21 protein-coding genes and 2 pseudogenes are annotated in these 20,292 nt (G+C 43.9%); 3 read left to right on the top strand and 20 right to left on the bottom strand.

Annotated elements, in window-relative coordinates; translation table 11 throughout:
• The 7 genes from ONZ52_RS10690 to ccmA are packed head-to-tail and all read right to left on the bottom strand — an operon-like array spanning window position 1 to window position 5,115.
• The gene (locus tag ONZ52_RS10690) at window positions 1–510 is read right to left on the bottom strand and encodes a DsbE family thiol:disulfide interchange protein (RefSeq protein ID WP_265218591.1); all 510 of its coding nucleotides are present in this window, start codon (window positions 508–510) and stop codon (window positions 1–3) included.
• Between the two features lie 2 nt (window positions 511–512).
• Window positions 513–2,450: a heme lyase CcmF/NrfE family subunit gene (locus ONZ52_RS10685; protein WP_265218590.1), complete on the bottom strand. Its 1,938-nt coding sequence runs from the start codon at window positions 2,448–2,450 to the stop codon at window positions 513–515.
• A gap of 12 nt (window positions 2,451–2,462) precedes the next feature.
• Entirely contained in the window at window positions 2,463–2,930 is a 468-nt protein-coding gene (ccmE, locus tag ONZ52_RS10680; RefSeq protein WP_265218588.1) for a cytochrome c maturation protein CcmE, read from the bottom strand.
• A complete protein-coding gene (gene ccmD / locus ONZ52_RS10675; protein WP_265218586.1) occupies window positions 2,930–3,106 on the bottom strand; it encodes a heme exporter protein CcmD in 177 nt (58 codons plus the stop codon). The genes ccmE and ccmD overlap by 1 nt, the downstream gene beginning before the upstream one ends.
• A complete protein-coding gene (locus ONZ52_RS10670) occupies window positions 3,096–3,842 on the bottom strand; it encodes a heme ABC transporter permease (RefSeq protein ID WP_265218585.1) in 747 nt (248 codons plus the stop codon). The genes ccmD and ONZ52_RS10670 overlap by 11 nt, the downstream gene beginning before the upstream one ends.
• Window positions 3,839–4,504: a heme exporter protein CcmB gene (gene ccmB / locus ONZ52_RS10665; protein WP_265218584.1), complete on the bottom strand. Its 666-nt coding sequence runs from the start codon at window positions 4,502–4,504 to the stop codon at window positions 3,839–3,841. The genes ONZ52_RS10670 and ccmB overlap by 4 nt, the downstream gene beginning before the upstream one ends.
• Window positions 4,501–5,115 carry a cytochrome c biogenesis heme-transporting ATPase CcmA gene (ccmA, locus tag ONZ52_RS10660; RefSeq protein ID WP_265218583.1) on the bottom strand — a complete coding sequence of 205 codons (615 nt, stop codon included), beginning with the start codon at window positions 5,113–5,115 and terminating at the stop codon, window positions 4,501–4,503. Before ccmA ends, ccmB begins: the two co-directional genes overlap by 4 nt.
• A 162-nt stretch (window positions 5,116–5,277) precedes the next feature.
• On the opposite strand from ccmA, the gene ONZ52_RS10655 reads away from it, so the two are divergent.
• The 3 genes from ONZ52_RS10655 to ONZ52_RS10645 are packed head-to-tail and all read left to right on the top strand — an operon-like array spanning window position 5,278 to window position 7,057.
• Window positions 5,278–6,090: a hypothetical protein gene (locus ONZ52_RS10655; RefSeq protein ID WP_265218582.1), complete on the top strand. Its 813-nt coding sequence runs from the start codon at window positions 5,278–5,280 to the stop codon at window positions 6,088–6,090.
• On the top strand, window positions 6,057–6,809 hold the full coding sequence (gene fliK / locus ONZ52_RS10650) for a flagellar hook-length control protein FliK (RefSeq protein ID WP_265218581.1): 753 nt from the start codon (window positions 6,057–6,059) through the stop codon (window positions 6,807–6,809). Before ONZ52_RS10655 ends, fliK begins: the two co-directional genes overlap by 34 nt.
• Complete coding sequence (locus ONZ52_RS10645; RefSeq protein ID WP_265218580.1) at window positions 6,809–7,057, top strand: EscU/YscU/HrcU family type III secretion system export apparatus switch protein; 249 nt, start codon at window positions 6,809–6,811, stop codon at window positions 7,055–7,057. The genes fliK and ONZ52_RS10645 overlap by 1 nt, the downstream gene beginning before the upstream one ends.
• On the opposite strand, the gene ONZ52_RS10640 is transcribed toward ONZ52_RS10645, so the two are convergent.
• The 13 genes and pseudogenes from ONZ52_RS10640 to flhA form a co-directional block, all read right to left on the bottom strand.
• Window positions 7,048–7,452 carry a DUF2802 domain-containing protein gene (locus tag ONZ52_RS10640; RefSeq protein ID WP_111605375.1) on the bottom strand — a complete coding sequence of 135 codons (405 nt, stop codon included), beginning with the start codon at window positions 7,450–7,452 and terminating at the stop codon, window positions 7,048–7,050. The genes ONZ52_RS10645 and ONZ52_RS10640 overlap by 10 nt on opposite strands.
• A 21-nt stretch (window positions 7,453–7,473) precedes the next feature.
• A complete protein-coding gene (locus ONZ52_RS10635; protein ID WP_265218578.1) occupies window positions 7,474–7,965 on the bottom strand; it encodes a chemotaxis protein CheW in 492 nt (163 codons plus the stop codon).
• Window positions 7,966–8,001: 36 nt separating this feature from the next.
• Window positions 8,002–8,910: a chemotaxis protein CheW gene (locus ONZ52_RS10630; RefSeq protein WP_265218576.1), complete on the bottom strand. Its 909-nt coding sequence runs from the start codon at window positions 8,908–8,910 to the stop codon at window positions 8,002–8,004.
• An 8-nt stretch (window positions 8,911–8,918) separates the two neighbouring features.
• A complete protein-coding gene (locus tag ONZ52_RS10625) occupies window positions 8,919–9,692 on the bottom strand; it encodes a ParA family protein (protein WP_265218575.1) in 774 nt (257 codons plus the stop codon).
• A 69-nt stretch (window positions 9,693–9,761) separates the two neighbouring features.
• Window positions 9,762–10,580 (bottom strand): flagellar motor protein MotB, encoded by an 819-nt coding sequence (locus ONZ52_RS10620; RefSeq protein WP_265218574.1) that lies wholly within the window; start codon window positions 10,578–10,580, stop codon window positions 9,762–9,764.
• The gene (locus ONZ52_RS10615; protein WP_265218573.1) at window positions 10,573–11,310 is read right to left on the bottom strand and encodes a flagellar motor protein; all 738 of its coding nucleotides are present in this window, start codon (window positions 11,308–11,310) and stop codon (window positions 10,573–10,575) included. Before ONZ52_RS10615 ends, ONZ52_RS10620 begins: the two co-directional genes overlap by 8 nt.
• A pseudogene (locus ONZ52_RS10610) lies at window positions 11,310–12,375 on the bottom strand (protein-glutamate methylesterase/protein-glutamine glutaminase). The gene ONZ52_RS10615 and the pseudogene ONZ52_RS10610 overlap by 1 nt, the downstream one beginning before the upstream one ends.
• Window positions 12,376–12,401: 26 nt before the next feature.
• Window positions 12,402–14,678 (bottom strand): chemotaxis protein CheA, encoded by a 2,277-nt coding sequence (locus tag ONZ52_RS10605; RefSeq protein ID WP_265218572.1) that lies wholly within the window; start codon window positions 14,676–14,678, stop codon window positions 12,402–12,404.
• Window positions 14,679–14,690: 12 nt separating this feature from the next.
• Window positions 14,691–15,479 carry a protein phosphatase CheZ gene (locus ONZ52_RS10600; protein WP_265218570.1) on the bottom strand — a complete coding sequence of 263 codons (789 nt, stop codon included), beginning with the start codon at window positions 15,477–15,479 and terminating at the stop codon, window positions 14,691–14,693.
• A 9-nt stretch (window positions 15,480–15,488) separates the two neighbouring features.
• Window positions 15,489–15,869 (bottom strand): chemotaxis response regulator CheY, encoded by a 381-nt coding sequence (locus ONZ52_RS10595; protein WP_204355562.1) that lies wholly within the window; start codon window positions 15,867–15,869, stop codon window positions 15,489–15,491.
• 54 nt (window positions 15,870–15,923) lie between these two features.
• A pseudogene (locus tag ONZ52_RS10590) lies at window positions 15,924–16,662 on the bottom strand (RNA polymerase sigma factor FliA).
• Window positions 16,663–16,758: 96 nt separating this feature from the next.
• A complete protein-coding gene (gene flhF / locus ONZ52_RS10585) occupies window positions 16,759–18,012 on the bottom strand; it encodes a flagellar biosynthesis GTPase FlhF (protein WP_487349002.1) in 1,254 nt (417 codons plus the stop codon).
• 131 nt (window positions 18,013–18,143) lie between these two features.
• Window positions 18,144–20,261, bottom strand: coding sequence for a flagellar biosynthesis protein FlhA (gene flhA, locus ONZ52_RS10580; RefSeq protein ID WP_321160302.1), 2,118 nt, complete (start codon window positions 20,259–20,261; stop codon window positions 18,144–18,146).
• Window positions 20,262–20,292 lie beyond the last annotated feature (31 nt).

The raw sequence follows: 20,292 nt of genomic DNA, 5'->3' as shown, positions 1-20,292 counted from the left end.
TCATTTCATATAGCCTTTAATGTCAGGCCAATTTTCGGCGTTGACCACACCTTGATGTCGATAAACCACCACCCCAGAGCCATCCACCACAAAAGTCTCTGGCGCACCTGTCACCCCCATATCCATACCAAAGCGCCCCATTTCATCCATTAATACGATTTGATAAGGGTTCCCTTTTTGTCCTAACCATTGCTCCGCAAGGTCTTTCTTATCTTTGTAATCGATACCAATAATTGTCACACCAGAATCGGCCAATGCCATTAAAAAAGGGTGTTCAACATGGCATGCAGGACACCAAGTGCCCCAGAAATTAATCAAATAAGGCGCCGTCGGCAAATCCTGATGGGTATACACCTGATCGTCTTGCAATGATACCAACGTAAAGGCAGGCACTTTTTTACCAACCAAAGCAGAAGGCATATATTGAGTGTCTTTACCAAGCTGCAAATAAAGCACCACGCCAAGTATCAAAAAAACCGCCAGAGGTATAAAAAATAACAGTTTACGCATGGTTAGCCTCGCGTCCGTTTTCGATAGCGTTTATCCAATGCGGCCAACAATCCACCCGCCATCATCATCAAACCACCAAGCCAGATCCAGCGTACAAAAGACTTCACGTAAATTCGTACGCCCCAGGCAGAGTCATCCAACCTTTCCCCTAAAGAAACATATAAGTCACGCGTAAAACCCGCGTCCAGAGCCGCTTCCGTCATGACCTGCTTGCGGGTGGTAAAAAAGCGCTTTTCCGGGTGCAGCACGGCAACCACTTTATTCGCATAATAAGCGGTAAATTGCCCTTTGCTTGCCACATAATTTGGCCCTTTTACTTGCTCCATTTGGTCAAAGTGAAATTCATAACCTGCTACCCTTGCTCGGTCCCCAGGGGATAATCGCAACATAGATTCCTGACTGTTAACACTGACCAAAACAATGCCCACCAAGGTCACGACCATACCAAGATGCGCCAATAACATACCGTAGTAATTTCTTGGCAATTGTCGAGCACGGGGAATAATGCCTTTCGTTCCGGCAGAGACCTTACCAAACCAATCAGAGAAGGATAAACATACCACCCAAAATGCCACCGCCAAACTGAGCCAAACGGTAAAACCAAACTCATAACAATAAACCACCAAACTAGCCGACAAAACAGCGACAACGGCAGCAACAGAACACACCTTAAAAAACACATTAAACGGCGTATGATGCCATTTAGAAAGAGGTCCAACCGCCATAAACACTATCAGCAACAACGCAATCGGCGTGAAGACACTGTTGAAGTACGGCGCGCCAACAGAAATTTTTCCCAAGCCTAACGCATCAAAGATCAAGGGATATAAAGTCCCCAATAAAACCGTTAAGGTTAAAACGGTTAATAGGATGTTATTGAGCAGCAACCAGGCTTCTCGTCCTGTCGCACCAAAAGACACACTGGAACGCACCTCTGCCGCTCGGATGGCATACAACAACAAACTACCGCCAACAAACACCACAAGCAAAGCAAGAATAAACATGCCGCGCGTAGGATCTGCAGCAAAAGAATGCACCGAGGTGAGGACGCCGGAGCGAACCAAAAATGCCCCAAGCAAGGAGAGGCTAAACGTAAAAATCGCCAGCAAGACAGTCCAGCTTTTAAACACACCACGTTTTTCCGTCACCGCAAGAGAATGCAACAAAGCCGTTCCCGCCAACCAAGGCATAAAAGAGGCGTTTTCCACAGGATCCCAAAACCACCAACCACCCCAGCCTAATTCGTAATAAGCCCACCAGCTGCCTAAAGTAATGCCCAGTGTCAGAAACGCCCACGCTGCGGCCGTCCAAGGTCTTGCCCAACGCGCCCAAGATGCATTTAAATTCCCCGTAATCAAAGCCGCGACAGCAAAGGCAAAGGCCACAGAGAAACCGACATACCCCATATACAAAACAGGCGGATGCACAATCAGACCAAAATCTTGCAGCAGTGGATTCAGATCCCCGCCATCGGCAGGCACATCTGGCAATAAACGCGCAAAAGGCGAAGAGGTAAAGAGTAAAAAGGATAAAAAGCCAACACAGATCATGCCTAACACAGACAAAACAACCGGACCGACATCTTCCGGTAAGGTTCGTACCTTTATCGCTACCGCGGAGCACCAGCCAGACAAAACCAGCACCCAAAGCAATAATGACCCTTCATGGCCGCCCCACAAAGCACTGAACTTATACCAAACGGGTAACTGGCTATTCGAGTTCTGACTCACATACAGCACCGAAAAATCGTCCATCAAAAAAGACGCGCTCAAGATAACAAAGCTTACCAACACCAAAGCCGACATAATAAAAGTAAGCGGTTGCGCACTTTGCAATAAGAAACGATTGCCTTTCCGATAGCCAATTAAGGGCAAAAAAGCCAGCGACAGGGCAAAAAACAACGACAATATCAGTGAAAACTGACCAATCTCAGGAAACATATTCAGCCTAAATTAATAAGTAGATTGCGTGGGCGCATGATTCTCATCCATCGAACTTTGGGCATTTTTCAATGCCTCTGATACTTCAGGAGGCATGTATTTCTCATCATGCTTTGCCAACACTTCGATTGCTTCAAATACTCCCTCTTCGTTCAATCTCCCCAAAGCCACAATGCCCTGACCCTCTCGAAATAAGTCTGGCAGAATACCACGATACTCAATGGTCACTTTGTGCTGAAAATCGGTCACGTCAAACGCAACCGCCAAGGTATCAGAATGGCGTTTTACACTGCCTTTTACCACCATGCCACCTGCGCGAATATTGGTATTTCGCGGGGCTTCTCCCATCACGATCTGGGACGGAGAGAAGAATAAATTGATATTTTGTTGCAAGGCGTACATCACCAAACCCACCACAGCGCTCAGTATCAAGACAAGAATGGTTATGACGAGTAAGCGTTTTTTTCTGATCGGATGCATTAGCGAGACACGCTCCTTTTAAAACGTTTGCGTAAGGTGTCGTGTGTTTTTCGACGTGTCGACAACGTGCTCCAAACCAACCATGCTAACGCCAACGTACTGAAGCCATAAGCCGACCAAACATACACGCCGTGGGTTCCCATCATCAAAAACGCTGACAGACTATCAAAGGTCATTCTCTGTTACCTCTTGCTTGACCCAACTGGACCTATGTTCACGTAGCAATATTTCTGACTGCATTCGCCACAGAACGAGTTCAGCTACAAAACAGTACAACCCAATGACAGAAAAGAGTAACGGCAACCACATTTCTGCAGGCATTTCAGGCTTTTTCGTCAAGGTAAACGTCGGCCCTTGATGTAAGGTCTCTAACAACACCACGGAATATTTAATAATGGGTAAGTTAATTAGCCCAACAACACTAATAACCGCTGCGGCTTTGTTGGCTAATAGCACATCATCTATGGTATTTTGCAAAGCAATAATGCCCATATAAAGCAAAAACAGCACCAACACAGAAGTCAGTCTAGCATCCCAAACCCACCAAGTACCCCAAGTAGGCTTACCCCAAATGGCCCCAGACACCAAAGCAATCAATGCCATAATGGCACCAACTGGCGCCATTGCCTTGATAAAAATGGGCGACATTTTCATCTGCCAGACAAGAAAAACAACACCTGCAATCCCCATCGCCAAGTAACAAGATTGCGCCAACATCGCCACTGGCACATGAATGTAAATAATGCGAAAACTGTTGCCTTGCTGATAATCGGCGGGCGCAAAAGCCAGCCCCCACACTAAGCCAATTACAAGACACAAACAGCCAAAACAGAAAACAGGTAAAGCCCACGCTTTAGACCAAGAATAAAACCACTTTGGCGAACCCAATTTGTGAAACCATGCCCAGTTCATGCGTTCACACTCGCTTTGACGGCAATCGCCGTCATAAAAGGCGATATAACTAAAGACAACAAAGACATCGCCAACAACATCGCCAAGAAACCAGAGTACGGCAAACCTGCCTGCGCCGCTTTGACCGCTAACGTCGAGAAAATAATCACTGGCAAATAAAACGGCAATATTAGCAACATCACCAACATAGCACCTTGTTTTATCGACACCGTTAATGCTCCACCAATCACGCCAATGAAAAATAAGCTCGGCGAGCCAACCAACAAGGTGACGATCAACGCCCAAAAACCGGAGCTTGGCAAGTACAGCATTTCCGCTAACAAAGGCATCGTGATAAGCAAGGGCAGCATAACCACCAACCATTGTGCGATGATTTTTAATACGATCAATAACGGTAAAGAAAGTCCGCTAACGACTAGCTGCTCCAAAGAGCCATCTCGATGATCTTCTTTGAATGTGCTTTCTAACGCCATTAAGACAGCCAATACCGTGGCACACCAGATAATACCAGCCGCTGCTGGGGCTAAAAATTCAGGTGACGAATTAACACCGATCGGAAATAGAACAACCACAATAATAAAAAACAACAGAGCATTGAAGACATCTTGTTTGCGACGCCACAACACCAAAAACTCAGCTTTTAAGAAAGAAGAATACGTCATGGCAACAACATCACGTCACGGGAAGCGAGGGACAGCAAATTCTGATGGCTTGTTAATAGCACCATCCCACCTGCCAAAGCATGCTGTCGAATACGCTCTTCTAACAGCTCAGCCCCTCTCACGTCCAAAGAAGCAAAGGGTTCGTCTAGCAGCCAAAGTGTTTTTTGGCTCAACCATAAACGCGCCAATGCAACACGACGAGTTTGTCCGGCAGACAGCTTTTTAACCGGTGTATCCATGTAATCGATAAGCTCCAGCGATTTTAATGCCTCGTGTAAAACATTTGTGCAAACGTCAGGGCAATACCAACGAATATTTTCAGCCACACTGAGCCGTTGTTTAACACCAACCGAATGACCAATATAGAGGGCATCTTGCTGCAATGTACTTCTGTCTAAGGTGACATCTTCGCCCGAATACGCTATCCGCCCTTCTTCAGGAGAAAGAGCGCCAACGATGACTTTTAACAAAGAACTCTTACCCGCCCCATTTTCCCCTAGGATTCGTACGACGTCACCAGACTGGACACTAAAAGAAAGCCCTTTACACAAGTCCCTTTCAGCACGTTCAATCCAAAGGTCTGATATGGTTAATGAAGCAAAAGATTGCAAAAGATATTTCCAATTCGGCCGATATGTAGGTAAAGGTTAACATTATTTGTGTGACACGGTTTTTACTATACAGCTTAGCTATACTAAAGTGTTTAAACATTATATGAGAATCGTTTCTAAAAGCACAAATCAATCAGCTATGTAAATCAACAGGCAGGCTACATGATCTCTGACATCCAATCTATGCTTAATGCATCTTCAGGCAAGCAGAGCAACGGGGCGAGCAGCGGTAACAATGTATTAGGCAGTACGGGGACCATTGCGAAATTAAGCAGTGAAATCAAACTCATAGAAAATCTCAGTTTGATCAAGTTTCAAGGCAGTGAGTCGCTTAATTTTCAAGGAAAACCCGCACAATTATTACATGCAACCAGCGCACAACACCCCTTCACCCTGGTAAATACAGGCACTCCCATTGATGTTAACAACATTCAGAATGCCAAATTACATAAAAGCAACGGTCTGCAAGCCTCGCTAACGATGCCCCTCGATACTCAAACAAGTAAGATAGCCACCAATAACCCAAACATTCCACAAATCCGACAAGCTGATAACCTTATGCTGGCCTCACGCGTTGTCAACTTAACCGTGACAGCCGTGGCACCCAGTGCAACGACTACTCAAGCCCAAGGTCCAATACCACCCTTACAAGCAACTCCCTATCAGGCTAATGCTACACCACACATTCAGGCGAGTGTAACGTCGCCATCAAACACGACGATTACCAGTCACACCTCACCTATATTAGCCACTGTCTCAGATGGTAACACCGAGTTTCCCATTGTGAGCCAAACACCGTTAAAAAAGGCGATGTCGTTCGCGTCATGGTCGATGCCAATAACAATATGCAAGTGCTGCCAGCAAAAAATCATCCGGCTCCTAACTCCATTCAAGTTGAAGCACTTAAACACAGCCTACCGAAGCAGTTATCTTTTGGGGATATGTCACAACTTGTCAGACAATTACATGCGCTAAACGAAACATCCTCTGCTAACTTACCGCCACAGACACAACAAGCACTCAAGCAATTGATGCAAAATATGCCCACGTTAGGAACGTTAACCACGTCACCAGAAGCCATGAAACAGGCCATTCAGACCAGCGGCCTTTTTTCAGAGTCCTTGCTAGCGAATGATAGCAAGACACAAATACCTGCCGATTTAAAACTCAATCTAATGCAGCTAAAAGACGCCCAAGAAAACTCAGCAGCATTGCGTCTTACTGGCGTTCCAACCGAACACATTGCCAGTGCCATTGAGCGAATAACCACCAATCAATTACGGCACGTTTCAGATCAAAATCAGATTAATGGTCCAAGCTATCCATTGCACATAGAGTTGCCGATCAAAAACGGTCAAACACCCAGCTTTGTGCAAATGGAAATAGACAAAGACGCCGCAACAGAAGAACAAGCAAAACAAGATAGACGCTGGCTCGTGAAACTGAAATTTGATTTTGAAGAAACAGGACGTTTTGATGCAAGAGCCAGTGTTCAAGCAAACAAGGTTGGAATACTGTTTGCGGCAGAAGAATCAGATACCGTACAAAAATTACGCCAGAACATCCCTAGTTTGAAACAGCAATTAAAAGACAAAGATATTGAAGTCGAAAGACTGGAAGCGTTCCAAGCAAAACTTGAAAAAGAAAAGAGTCATATTAACAACACTCAATCATTAATCGATGTGAGGACATAATGCAAAAAGCCGTCGCTCTAAAATATGACTTCAGCACAGCACCAACCGTGGTGGCAAAAGGGAATGGTTTGCTTGCAGAGAAAATAATGGCCGTCGCCAAAGAAAACAACGTTCTGCTGCACCAAAGTCCTGAGCTTGTTGAATTGCTCAGCACTTTGGAATTAGGCGAAGAAATACCAGAGTCGTTATATTTAGCCGTGGCAGAAGTCATCGCCTTTGCGCACAAAATCAGAGATCATCAGTGGTAATCTGAATTTCTTCGTGACTCTTGCTTCAAAAGGCTAATCAACTCAGCCTCTGCTCGAATCAGACCACACTTAGACACCAAGTCATCAATCGTTGCCCCCATTTCCAAAAGTTCCATGGCGCGATTGTAAGAAACACCGCCTTCTTTTGACAAAATTTCAGACTGCTTTTCCACCGCTAGATTTAGTTTTTTCTCAATAGCTACCAAGCGCCGTCCCATACCAATCGATCCCGATGCGAGCACCTGAACCTGTTTTTTTTGATTCAGCTCCGCTTCAGTATGCTGCTGCTTCATTCGCTTTACTTGCTTTGACAACCGAAAAGCCCACACGACAACAGCAATTAAGATCACAAACTGAAGCGTCAGGAGAAGGTTAAATAACCACTGAGATTCCATCTAGTACAACTACCTTAATACTCACATTGTGCCAACTTCAGACCATTCATCTTCCGATAGAAGCTTATCAAGATCTACTAGAATTAATAAGATATTGTTCTTATGACAAACCCCTTGAATAAACTTAGAGGATTCATCATTACCAACACTAGGAGAAGGCTCAATTTCAGACTGACGTAGATACACCACTTCTGACACCGCATCCACCAAAATACCAATCACATGACCCTCTACCTCAAGGATCATAATGCGTGTTGCATCTGTAATCTCACCAGAAGGTAAACCAAATCGCTGGCATGTATCTATCACCGTCACTACGGTGCCACGTAGGTGAATAATACCCAAGACAAAACTTGGCGCACCAGGCACAGGCGCAATCTCAGAATAGCGCAATACCTCTTTCACCTGCATGACATTTACACCATAAATTTCATGCTCTAGGCGAAATGTTACCCATTGCAACATAGGGTCGTCTGTGTGATTTCCGCTTTTTAACGCTATGCTAGTCGCCATTATCTGTCTCCAAAGATCAAAAAATGATCAATAAAATTATTTTACTGCTCTTCTAAACCCATTATTTGGGTCATCTAACAATTCTATAAAACCTTGTACATCAAGTATGGCACACATATGGTCAATCACGGTACCTGCCAACCAAGGTCGTTTACTTCTATCACTTCGCCACTTAACTTGTGATGGCTCTAACGTGATCGCCTCAGCAACACGTTCACACGCCACACCCCAATTAGAACGATCAAGCTGTATTACAAACTTAAAATTCTCTTTCATCTCACCCTGATAATGATTAGGCATGACCCAAAGCGCGGTGTCTACGGTTCTAAGATTAAACTCCCCCACATTTGCCACTCCCATAAACCAGTTGGGCTGCCCAAATATAGAAGTTAATTTATCCTTACTACTTTGGAAAATGCCACCTAATTCAACCAAGGGCACCGCCATTTTTAATCCACCAACATAAAAAAGTAGGCATTCAAACCGACCTGTTGCCCAAGGTAAAGGATCTGTCCTAGAAACCTTCTTAACAGGTTCTGGCTCTGGCTCTAATTCTGTCTCTAGTTCTAATTCTGGCTCTGACTGAGGCAGATGTGCTTCTTCAGCAGCGCCTGACAACCCACTCACTTGCGATGATATAGCTTCTTCAAAATCTTTGAATGAAGCATCTAAAGACGAAAGCTCACCTTCACTTAATCCATAATCCGAAGCTTTTGCCCCTTGTGCCTCTTCTGACTCATCAAAAGCTTCTAGTTCTTCTGGCTCTTCAAAATCTTCTTTTGTCTCTTCAGATCCATCCAACTCTTCAGCAGTATATTGATCTTCAATAACCTCTTGATCATCCGCTTGCTCAGTCGTCGCCTCCTGCAGCAAATCGTCAAGATAACGCTGTACTGCTAATTGCGGCCCAATAAGAGCTTGTTCTTTACTTTTTGTTTCTTTCATAACGATTACTATCTCGCTGGGGTCAGCAAAGAATCCATTAGGCTAGCGTAAGCCTTTATTCCTCGTGCATTAGGATCCAATGCAGAAGGCGCTATACCAGCAGTACTCGCATCCCTTAATTTGGTATCTACAGGAATAACAGAGTGCCACACTAGCTCTTCATAAGTGTCTTTTAGGCTACGCAGGCTTTTGTTAGATGCCTGAGTGCGTCGGTCAAATAAAGTGGGAACAATCAAAAATGGCACCGGCCTTTTTCGTGCACGGTTTATCATCGTCAGAGTTCTAACCATTCTCTCTAACCCTTTAATCGCCAAAAACTCAGTTTGTACGGGTATTACTAGTTGTTGACAGGCCGCTAACGCATTAATCATTAACACACCAAGGACTGGAGGGCTATCAATTAGCACATAATCATAATGGTCCCATAAAATCGCGAGAGTTTTCGAGACAACCAGCCCCATCCCACCCTGCGCTTGTGCGTGACGTTCTAGCGTGGCTAAAGCCGTAGACGCTGGTAATAAAGATAAATTTGGATGGCCAGTTTCTAGAATCAAGGAAGCGGGCAGATCTGCTGGAATCTTGTTAGGTGTTTGAAAGAGATTATAGGCACTCTTTTCTATAGAGTCTGGATCAAAGCGAAAATAACTGGTCAAGGATCCATGAGGATCTAGATCAATCATTAACACTCGATGGCCTGCGTCTGCTAACAATCCAGCCAAAGACACTACTGTGGTCGTTTTTCCAACGCCACCTTTTTGATTCGCCACTGCCCAAATGTGCACTCTGACTCCCCTGCTACCCTATGCGATTATTTTGCTTACGAATTCCTTGCAATCATATACAGTAATACGCTATTGAAACAAGTAATCATGTAGATTATCCGCCCCACGTTTACTAATTCGTAAAATGACTCGACGATTTTGTTGACGAGCAAAATCATTAGTATTTCTTACCTTAGGATGTTCACTTGAAAAACCAATTGGCGCGATCATTTTTGGATCCACGCCCCTGTAAACTAATTCATCCACAACGGAGGAAGAGCGTAAACTCGACAAATGCCAATTCGAAACTAAACGCCTTGAATTAACCGGCAAGTCATCAGTGTTACCCTCTACTAGTATTACTGATGGGTAAGCTTTTAGAACATTCGCCACTAAGATCAGCAAAGCAACCGCTTCATTCGTTAAATCGTATTCTCCTTGTCCAAACAGCAAACCAGATTTTAGCTCTAAGCTTACCCAATCGGCAGATTCGCTAACAGAAATTTGACCGGAAGCATGCAATCCCGAAAACTGGTTTTCCACCACTTGACTCAGAAGCGCATAAACCGCTGAGGACGTATTTTCTTCAATCGTGGGTGGCGCAGCTGGAATCGGTTTGGCCTCTATCACTTCAATATCTTTAGGCTCGCCAACAATAGGCTCGCCAATATTGATGGGCTTTACTGACTTTTGTACAGCATCAAACACACCCTGAAGTGTCTCTTTTAGGCGCTGTTCATCCCCTGAGTTTTTCAATGAAATAGAATACAAGGCAACAAAAAAGGCAAACAACAAAGTAATAAAATCGGCATACGACAGTATCCAACGATCTCGACCTTGCGCACCAGAGCTTGACGATTTAACCGCCATTCGACGACGCCTTGATGGTCGAACAGGAGTGTCACTCATACGTATTCAGCTCAAGCTCTAGTCGATAGGGGTGTTTGCCTATCGCAATGCCACAGATACCATCGATCAGTAACTGATGATATAACAACTCTTTTTCAATATAGCCGGTCAGCTTTTTGGCAATAGGAAAAATAACCAAGTTTGCAAACCCTTGTCCGTAAAGTGTCGACACAAAAGCCACTGCAATACCGTGCCCTAGAGCTTCAGGACTGTCTAAGTTTGCCATAGCTTGGATCAAACCTAACACAGACCCCATGATCCCTAATGTAGGAGCATAACCTCCAATTGATTCTATGAAAGAAACACTTTTCATGCGTTTATCGTAAATACGCACGGCGTCATCATTTAACCGATCCGCTAGCAGTTCAGGATCTGTTCCATCGATTGCCATTTGCAAAGCGCGGGATGAGAAACGATTTCCCATGGCATCAATATCAGACTCTAACGCCAATAATGACAACCTTCTGGCTTTATGGGCGAGATTGTTTAAAGTCGCTCTAGCGGAATTAAAATCGTAAACGGGTGGGAAGAGACTCCATTTAAGCAAAACAAGCGCGCGAGTAGCCTCTTGAATACTGCTTTGAATTAATGATGCCCCAATACTACCAACAATCACTATAATTGCTGAGGGAAGATTGAGAAGGAGAATAACCTCTCCTCCTCCTAACCAGTTAGCTAGAAATACAGAACTGAACGCAATGAGAAGACCAGCTAAGGTGACGAAATCCACTAACTGACCTCACGTGCAATACGTTCACCAATATGATTTAAATCTATGATTTCATCCGCTAAATTTGCCTTCTCTACTGCCATTGGCATGCCGTAAATGACACAAGACTCTTCGCTTTGAATCCAAACTCTTGAACCCGAATTTTTTAGCATACGAGTCCCCTTCACGACCATCAACCCCCATTCCTGTCATCACCACAGATAGAACTTTTCCTGGATAACATTTGGACGCTGAACCGAAAGTAACATCAACAGAAGGCTTATAATTAAGCCGCTCATCACCATCTAAGATTCGAACACAACCACCATTACGAGGGTCGATCATCATTTGTTTACCACCCGGCGCTAGCAAAGCAACACCAGCCTGTAAACGATCTCCATCCTGAGCTTCTTTCACGGTAATTTGGCAGATGTTATTCAGTCGCTCTGCAAAAGCGCCAGTAAAAGCCGCAGGCATATGCTGAACCAAAACCAAAGGAGCAGCAAAATCTTTAGGCAATTTTGTCAATACGGCCTGAAGCGCCATCGGACCTCCGGTAGACGTACCGATGGCCACTAAACTCACCCGTTTCCTGACACGAGGTATAATAACCCCACGATCAGTAACGATTGGCTTAGGTGCCTCCCTAGGCGCTAAAGCAGCAACCGGCTCTCTGTTGCCAGAAAAACGGGTTCTAGCTACCAATAACACTCGCTCAACCAGAGCACGTTTAACCACGGCAGAATCACGAGAAATATCCTCGAAATTCTTTGGCATAAAATCAACAGCGCCAGCCTCTAGAGCATCCAAAGTGACTTTGGCACCCTCATGGGTTAAAGAGGAAAACATCAGCACCGGCGTCGGTTTGAGTTTCATTATATTGGCGACTGCTGCGATACCGTCTAAGACAGGCATCTCGTAATCCATCGTAACTACATCAGGCGATAAGGATTGAACTTTGTCTATCGCCTCTCTTCCATTATTTGCAGTACCGACAACAGTTAATCTGGGATCAGCTTCAAATATCTCTACTAAACGACGTCGAAAGAAACCAGAATCATCAACAACCAGCACCTTAACAGGCATATCACATCCCCTAAATGAAAAACCTACTACCTAGATGCGTAACACTTGAGCATACTAGGCACATCCAGAATCAATGCAATACGACCATCACCAGTAATTGTTGCGCCTGCCATACCAGCAGTACCTTGCAACATTTTTCCTAATGGCTTTATAACAACTTCTTCTTGGCCAACTAATTGATCAACAACAAACCCAACCTCACTCATACCCACTTGTACAACAACAACATGAGCTTCAGAGGGTAAATTATCCTTACTACTCCCCTTAATCAACCAGCTCTTCAGATGGAATATAGGAAGAGTTTTACCTCTAATAACAACAACTTGCTGACCATCTACGACGTTAGTTTTTTTCAAATTAAGGTGGAATATTTCATTCACACTTACCAACGGGAACGCAAAGGCCTGATCAGACAAGGTCACCATTAAGGTAGGCATAATTGCCAAGGTTAAAGGTACTTTGATGATAAAACGAGAGCCTTGACCAAGTACCGACTTAATGTCTAAGGTACCATTAAGCTGAGATATTTTGGTTTTCACCACATCCATCCCAACACCACGTCCGGACACATCGGTTATTTCTACTTTTGTAGAGAAACCTGGCGCAAAGATCAAATTAAAAGCTTCTTCATCAGACAATCTTTCTGCTGCGTCGGCTTCCATTAATCCTTTTTCAACCGCTTTTCTACGCAATAAACTCGGATCCATACCTGCGCCATCATCTTCGATAGACAACAGAATGTGATCACCTTCTTGCTCAGCAGATAGAATAACTGTCCCCATTCGAGGTTTGCCACTTGCCTCTCGGACATCTGGTGCCTCAACCCCATGATCCACTGAGTTTCGCACCAAGTGAACCAAAGGATCCGCTAACGCTTCAACCAAATTTTTGTCTAAATCAGTTTCCTCACCACGAAGAACAAGGTTAACTTCTTTCTTCATATTACGAGCAAGGTCTCGAACCACTCGAGGGAATCGACCAAACACCTTTTTGATCGGTTGCATGCGCGTTTTCATTACTGCATTTTGCAAGTCGCCCGTCACCACATCTAAATTGGCAACGGCTTTACCCATCGACTCGTCTTCACTTTGAAGACCCAATCTGACAAGTCGGTTACGAACCAATACCAGCTCACCCACCATGTTCATGATATCGTCTAAACGCTTAGTATCAACACGAACAGTGGCTTCTTGAGTAACAGGCGAGTTCGCTGTTTTCTCTTTCACACCATCCATTTCTGAATCATGTGGATCAGACACTTTGGGTTCTGGTTTAGGTATAGATTTTGGCGCAGCTTTCGCTTTAGGCTTAGCGGCTGGAACCTCTTTCGGCTCAGCTTTAGGCGCAGATGAACTAGGTTTCGTTGCTTTATCTTTACCTTGAAGACTATCCAAAAGTGATTCGAACTCGTCTTCAGTAATCAAGTCTGATTCAGCACCAGCTGACTCGTCTTTAGCAGACTTATCCGCCCCTGCTTTTGTTTTATCAGCACTTTCAGATTTTTTGCTTGGAGAACCACTTTCACCATGAAGTTTATCAAGCAATTCTTCAAACTCATCCTCTGTGATTTCGTCTGAAGGTGCATTTGATTGCTCTGTTTTATCTTGACTGTCGTTTATTCCAGGCGCACCACTTCCATGAAGCTGATTTAACAAAGCATCAAATTCGTCTTCTGTAATTTCATCGTCAGTTTTTGAGTCAGACTGACCTTTATCAGTAGCCTCATCTGCAGAAGTGTCACCAAGCGCATCTAACAATGACTCAAACTCATCATCAGAAATATCCACAGATTCATCAGAACTTGACGACGTGTTTTCGTCGTCCTCTTCTTCTATTTCATCTTGCTCTTCAGCAATATCTTCAACTTCATCAAGCTCATCCGTCTCTTCTTTCCCGGCAAGCTCTTCCGCTGTTGGAGGTTTTGCATATACGCTCAACGCAGCAATAAGTTCTGGAGACGCACGCTCTGGCTCCGCGCCAGCACGTACCGCGTCAAACATTTCGTTCACAGCATCAAGTGCTTGTAGAACAATATCCATTAAATCTGAGTCAATTTTACGCTGACCGTTTCTTAAAATATCAAAAACGTTTTCAGCATAATGACAACAATCAACCAATGCCGTTAATTGTAAAAACCCAGCACCGCCTTTAACGGTATGAAAGCCACGAAAAATCGCATTTAGTAGCTGTTTATCATTAGGGTTTTGCTCTAAATCTACTAACTGTTCGGAAAGCTGTTCTAGAATTTCACCAGCTTCTACCAAAAAATCTTGTAGAATCTCTTCATCGACCTCGAAACTCATCCTCAGCTCCTTCTAGAAACCAAGACTTGATAGCAAGTCGTCTACTTCGTCTTGACTATTCAGTACTTCAGGGTTGTTTTGTTTATTAATAGCTGGGCCATGTCCACGAGTGTCATCGTGTTCAGACTTTTTCTCTTTGTGTTCAATTCCGGAGATACTATCAACGCGTCCAGCAACAGCAACGAGATGCACAAGTTTGTCTTCTACATCGCGAATTAAATCATTCACTCTAGCGATAACTTGACCAGTTAGGTCTTGATAACCTTGCTCTAGAAGAATTGTGTTGAGGTTTGAATGCAAGGTGGTGGCACTTTCATCAGCATACGATAAAAACACATCAATACGCTTGTATAAGTCTCTAAACTCTTGTGGCGTTAAATCGCGTTGAATCAACCGACTCCAGTCTTTTCTCAGCTCTCTAGCCTGATTTTGTAGCTCACTGGCCACAGGAACACTACTGTCAACCATATCCATGGTTTTATTAGCAGCTGCACTAGTCGTTTCAATAACATAATTTAATCGATCTGATGCATCAGTAATTTTAGTGGCTGCATCGTGCCCACCTTCACCAACGACCAGATCCATTGAATCAATTTGAAAATCACGAATAGCATCATGCAGACTTCGAGTTAAACAACCCACTTCGTTATAAAAGCTATTATGACGAGCCTCGCTCAACTCTTGAATTATTTTAATCGCCCCACTAAAGTCACCGACTTCAATGTGGTTCAAGAGCTCTACCGCACCGTCTTTTACTAGGTTTTCAAATTCCACTAGCCCAGATCCCAATACATTTGACATCTAAATTCCCTATTTAGCAGCGTCTATGCGTTCGAATATCTTCTCAATTTTTTCTTTGAGAGCCACTGCGGTAAACGGTTTAACCACGTAACCATTCACTCCAGCCTGAGCCGCAGCAATAATCTGATCACGCTTCGCTTCTGCCGTTACCATAAGAACAGGAATGCTTTTCAGTTTTTCATCAGCCCGAACCGCACGAAGCAATTCAATTCCTGTCATGCCTGGCATATTCCAATCAGTCACAAGAAAGTCAATTGTCCCACCTTGAAGTATAGGCAAGGCTGTCGTTCCATCATCTGCTTCGACTGTATTGGTAAACCCTAAATCCCGCAGTAAGTTTTTAATGATTCGTCTCATTGTCGAGAAGTCATCAACAATCAGGATCTTCATGTTTTTATCCAATGCAACCTCCACACCCCAAAGGTAATATTTCACAACTCATAATTAATCTCGCCAATCACTTAACCGAGTCTCTCAACCTCATAGCCGCTTGACTATGAATTTGACTCACTCTTGATTCACTGACACCTAACACAGCACCAATTTCTTTCAAGTTAAGTTCTTCATTATAATAAAGAGACAAAACCAACTTTTCTCTCTCCGGTAGATTATCAATTTCTTGCGCTAATTGATTTTGAAAACCACCCTCTTCAACTAACGAATAAGGCGCATTTTCAACTTCCGGCTCTACACTTTCCAAATTATTTGTATCAGAGTCTAGCATTTCTTCATAGCTAAACAACTGCGTCGACATAGAGGATTGAATCATTTCATGATATTCCTCAATGCTTATATCCATGTGAGCTGACACTTCCATATCAGACACTTCACGACCGAGTTTGGCTTCTAACTCTTTAATCGCATGAGCCACTGCCCTACCATTTCGTCGAACTGAACGAGGAGCTCCAATCGCTTTTTCGCACTTCGTCCATTATAGAACCACGAATTCGGATACCAGCATAGGTTTCAAAGCTTGCACCCTTGGTTGACTCAAAACGCTTATATGCTTCAATTAGCCCCATCATGCCAGCTTGAATTAAATCGTCAATATCTACACTATCAGGTAGACGCGCCAATAAGTGGTAAGCAATTTTTTTACCAAATACCCATACTGCTCAACAATCGCATCAATCGAAAGCGTCGCTTTTTTAGAGTATGTGTCATATCCATTTTTGGTCTGCATAAAATAGTCTAAGCAACCTTTACCATTTAAGTTAGTTGCGCTAACTAACTGTACTACATAGTTTGGCGCAACGCTTTCAGTAATAACAAAATTTTACTAACTACCATACTTTAGTGACCCATAAAGCTGATTGTAATGTTCTGCAGTATAAACCGCTCTACTAATCAAATTATGCGCCCTAGCAGGCTCAATATCATCCGGAATTCTTTGACCATCCGCTATATAGACAACAGGCAGACCTTCCTCAATAACTACACTAATTGCTTCACCAAGTGAAGCAGATTCGTCTAACTTACTCAAAACACAGCCATCTAACTGAATTTGTGAATAAACATCAACCACTGTCTTCAAGACTTGTCTCTGACTTGTACAAGGCAATACCAACAATTTTTTTAGACTTGCTCTAGCACGCTTCATCATCAGTAGCTGTCGCTCTAGATTGGAGTCTCTTGGATTCATACCTGCCGTATCAACAAGCACCAAAGAGTAATGAGCGTACTTCGCTAACACTTCATTTAAATCTGAATATTCATTAACCACTTCTACGGGGACATTTAAAATACGACCAAAAGTTCTTAGCTGCTCATGGGCAGCAATCCTGTAGGAATCGGTGGTAATCAAAACCACCCCCTCTGTTCCATACTTCAAAACATGTTGAGCAGCAATTTTACCTATGGACGTTGTTTTACCAACCCCAGTCGGCCCCATAAAGGCAATACACCCTTTAAGCTCTGAAGAACTTGAACGAACAGGAATATAATCAGCTAAATGCGCAAGCAAACGATTCCAATCGTCTTCTCGCCCCTTTAAATCAATATCGTCAATTAATCTAGACACAACAAACTCTGACAAGCCTAAACCTTTTAGCTTTTCTCGCGCTCGTGACTCTATGGCGTTTTCTTTTGATTCAGCTCGGGCTTCACTTTGCTGACGTTGTTCCAGCATAGCTCGTACATTTTTTAACTCCAATTCCATATCACGCAATTGTTTCGCGCTATCGTTATTGTGTATGGACAAGGTCTCTTCTAACACTGGGTCTTCTTTATCACTCGATAAAGGTGGCATTTCAAACTGTGTTACTGGACGTTTTATCTCTTGAGGAGGAGTATTCTCTGCAGGCGGAGTCTGCAGCTTGGCTTTTTCTATACGCTCTAAATAATCCGCACTAGGATCAACATATTTATTAGGGCGAGGCGATGTTGAGCGCTTCGAGGTCATACTCGAAGGCAAAGAGCCGTCATAATCCAAAGCGGCGACAATTTCTATCTCGCCAGTAGGCAGACGCTGATTTGACAAAATGACCGCATCAGGGCCAACAGCATCGCGAACCTTCCGTATCGCTTGCCGCATGTCAGGTGCTCGAAACCGCCTAATTTGCATGAATAACTTAATCCTTACAGTGTATTTTTCTTACAAATCCATAGCTTACCCGAAAGATCCAAATAAATATAGACACAATACATCACGTCAATAGCTAGTTTTTATTGACCAATGACCCCTACCACGGTTATACGTTTATGGTCAGGCACTTCTTGATAGGAAAGAACAGACATATTGACCATACCATAACGCATAAAACGCGCCAACATTGGTCGTATGGGCGCAGATACGATCAAAATAGGCGTATTCCCCATCGCCTCCTGCTGCTCAGCAGATTGTCGCAACGACGCTTGTAACTGCTCAGCCATTTTGGGTTCTAAAATAAGCGCTTCTTCGTTTTTTATACCAGACTGCTGGCTTTGTTGAACCGTCTGCATCAGCATTTTTTCCAATTGCGGCTCTAAGGTTAGAACAGGGATTTCCTCAACCCCATCAGCCAATGTCTGGATAATCAAACGCGATAGGGATACTCGTACAGCAGCCGTCAAAATCATCGGATCTTGTGTTTTAGGCTGAACCCCCATAATAGCTTCTGCAATGGTACGCATATCCCTTAGCGGCACCCCTTCAATCAACAAATTCTGCAAGACTTTTAACAGCACACTCAAGGGCACTGTATTAGGCACAAGCTCTTCTGCTAACTTAGGATTATATTGTTTTAGCAAGCTAAGCAACTGCTGGACTTCATCATGACCAATCAATTCGTAGGCATGTTTATGCATAATTTGGTTAATATGCGTCGCCACAACCGTACTCACATCTACAACCGTATAACCGTATGTTTGAGCTTGATCTCTCTTCTTGGGATCAATCCAGACAGCATCCAGTCCAAACGATGGATCTTTGCCAGCAATCCCATCAATCTTGCCAAACACCTGACCAGGATCAATAGCCAAATCTTTATCAGGATGCACCTCCGCTTCAGCCAAACTCACCCCCATGAGTGTCACTCGATACGCATTTGGCATTAAATCCAAATTATCACGAATGTGTACGCTTGGTACTAAAAAACCTAAATCCTGAGAAAGCTTTCTGCGCACACCTTTAATACGCGCCAACAACTCACCACCCTGGGTTTTATCAACCAAAGGAATCAGTCGATAACCAACCTCCAGCCCCAACATATCCACTGGTGCAACATCATCCCAACTCAAATCTTTCGCTTCAGCAGGCATAGGATTATCTGCCGATGTCTTACCAGAGTTTTTTGGTCCTTGCTTGGACTTTTTCTTCTTATTGTATTCAAGAAAGTAAGCCAAGCCCCCTAAACATGCCGCTAAAGATAAGAAGGAAAAGTGCGGCATACCCGGCACAACCCCCATAATCGTCATAACACCTGCCGCGACATACAAAGCTTTGGATGAACCAAACATCTGACGGACAACTTGCGAGTCCATATCACCAGACTCATTAACACGAGTCACCATAATAGCGGCAGCAGTAGATAGCATCAATGAAGGCAGTTGCGCAACCAAACCATCACCAATGGTCAACAGTGAATACAGCTCAACAGCTTCTCTGAACGAAAGGCCATGCTGCGCCATACCGATAGACAAACCGCCGACAATATTAATCCCTAGTATCAACAAACCGGCAACGGCATCCCCTTTTACGAATTTTGAGGCACCGTCCATAGAGCCATAGAACTCAGCCTCAGAAGCGATCTCCATCCGTCGCTGTTTTGCCTGCTCAGCATCAATCATGCCTGCGTTCAAATCCGCGTCAATGGCCATTTGCTTACCAGGCATGGCGTCCAAAGTGAAACGCGCACTCACCTCAGAGATACGACCCGCACCTTTTGTTACTACAGCGAAGTTGATGATCATCAAAATAGCAAAGACCACAAAACCAACGACGTAATTACCGCCAATTACCACTTCACCAAATGCCTGAATAACCTTACCAGCCGCATCACCACCTTCATGACCATCCAGCAGCACCACACGCGTAGAGGCTACGTTTAATGCCAACCGCATAAGCGTTGAAACCAGCAAAACTGTTGGAAAAACAGCAAAATCCAAAGGACGAAGGGAATACACAGCCACCAACAACACGACGATGGCCAAGGCAATATTGAAGGTAAACAGCACATCTAGCAGAAAAGCGGGGATGGGTAAAATCATCATCGCCAAAAGCGATAACAACAATATAGGAATCCCTAGATTCCCACTAAAAATCCCTTGAACTTGGCCTGTAAGCCGACCACGATCAAAGTTCACACAACATCCCTACAAAAAAACAACAAAACAT

Origin of the sequence: Marinomonas rhodophyticola (assembly GCF_026113935.1) — a bacterium.
GTDB classification, from domain to species: domain Bacteria; phylum Pseudomonadota; class Gammaproteobacteria; order Pseudomonadales; family Marinomonadaceae; genus Marinomonas; species Marinomonas rhodophyticola.
The sequence above is the reverse complement of the archived record's forward strand: the minus strand, read 5'-3'. Positions and strand labels throughout refer to the sequence as shown.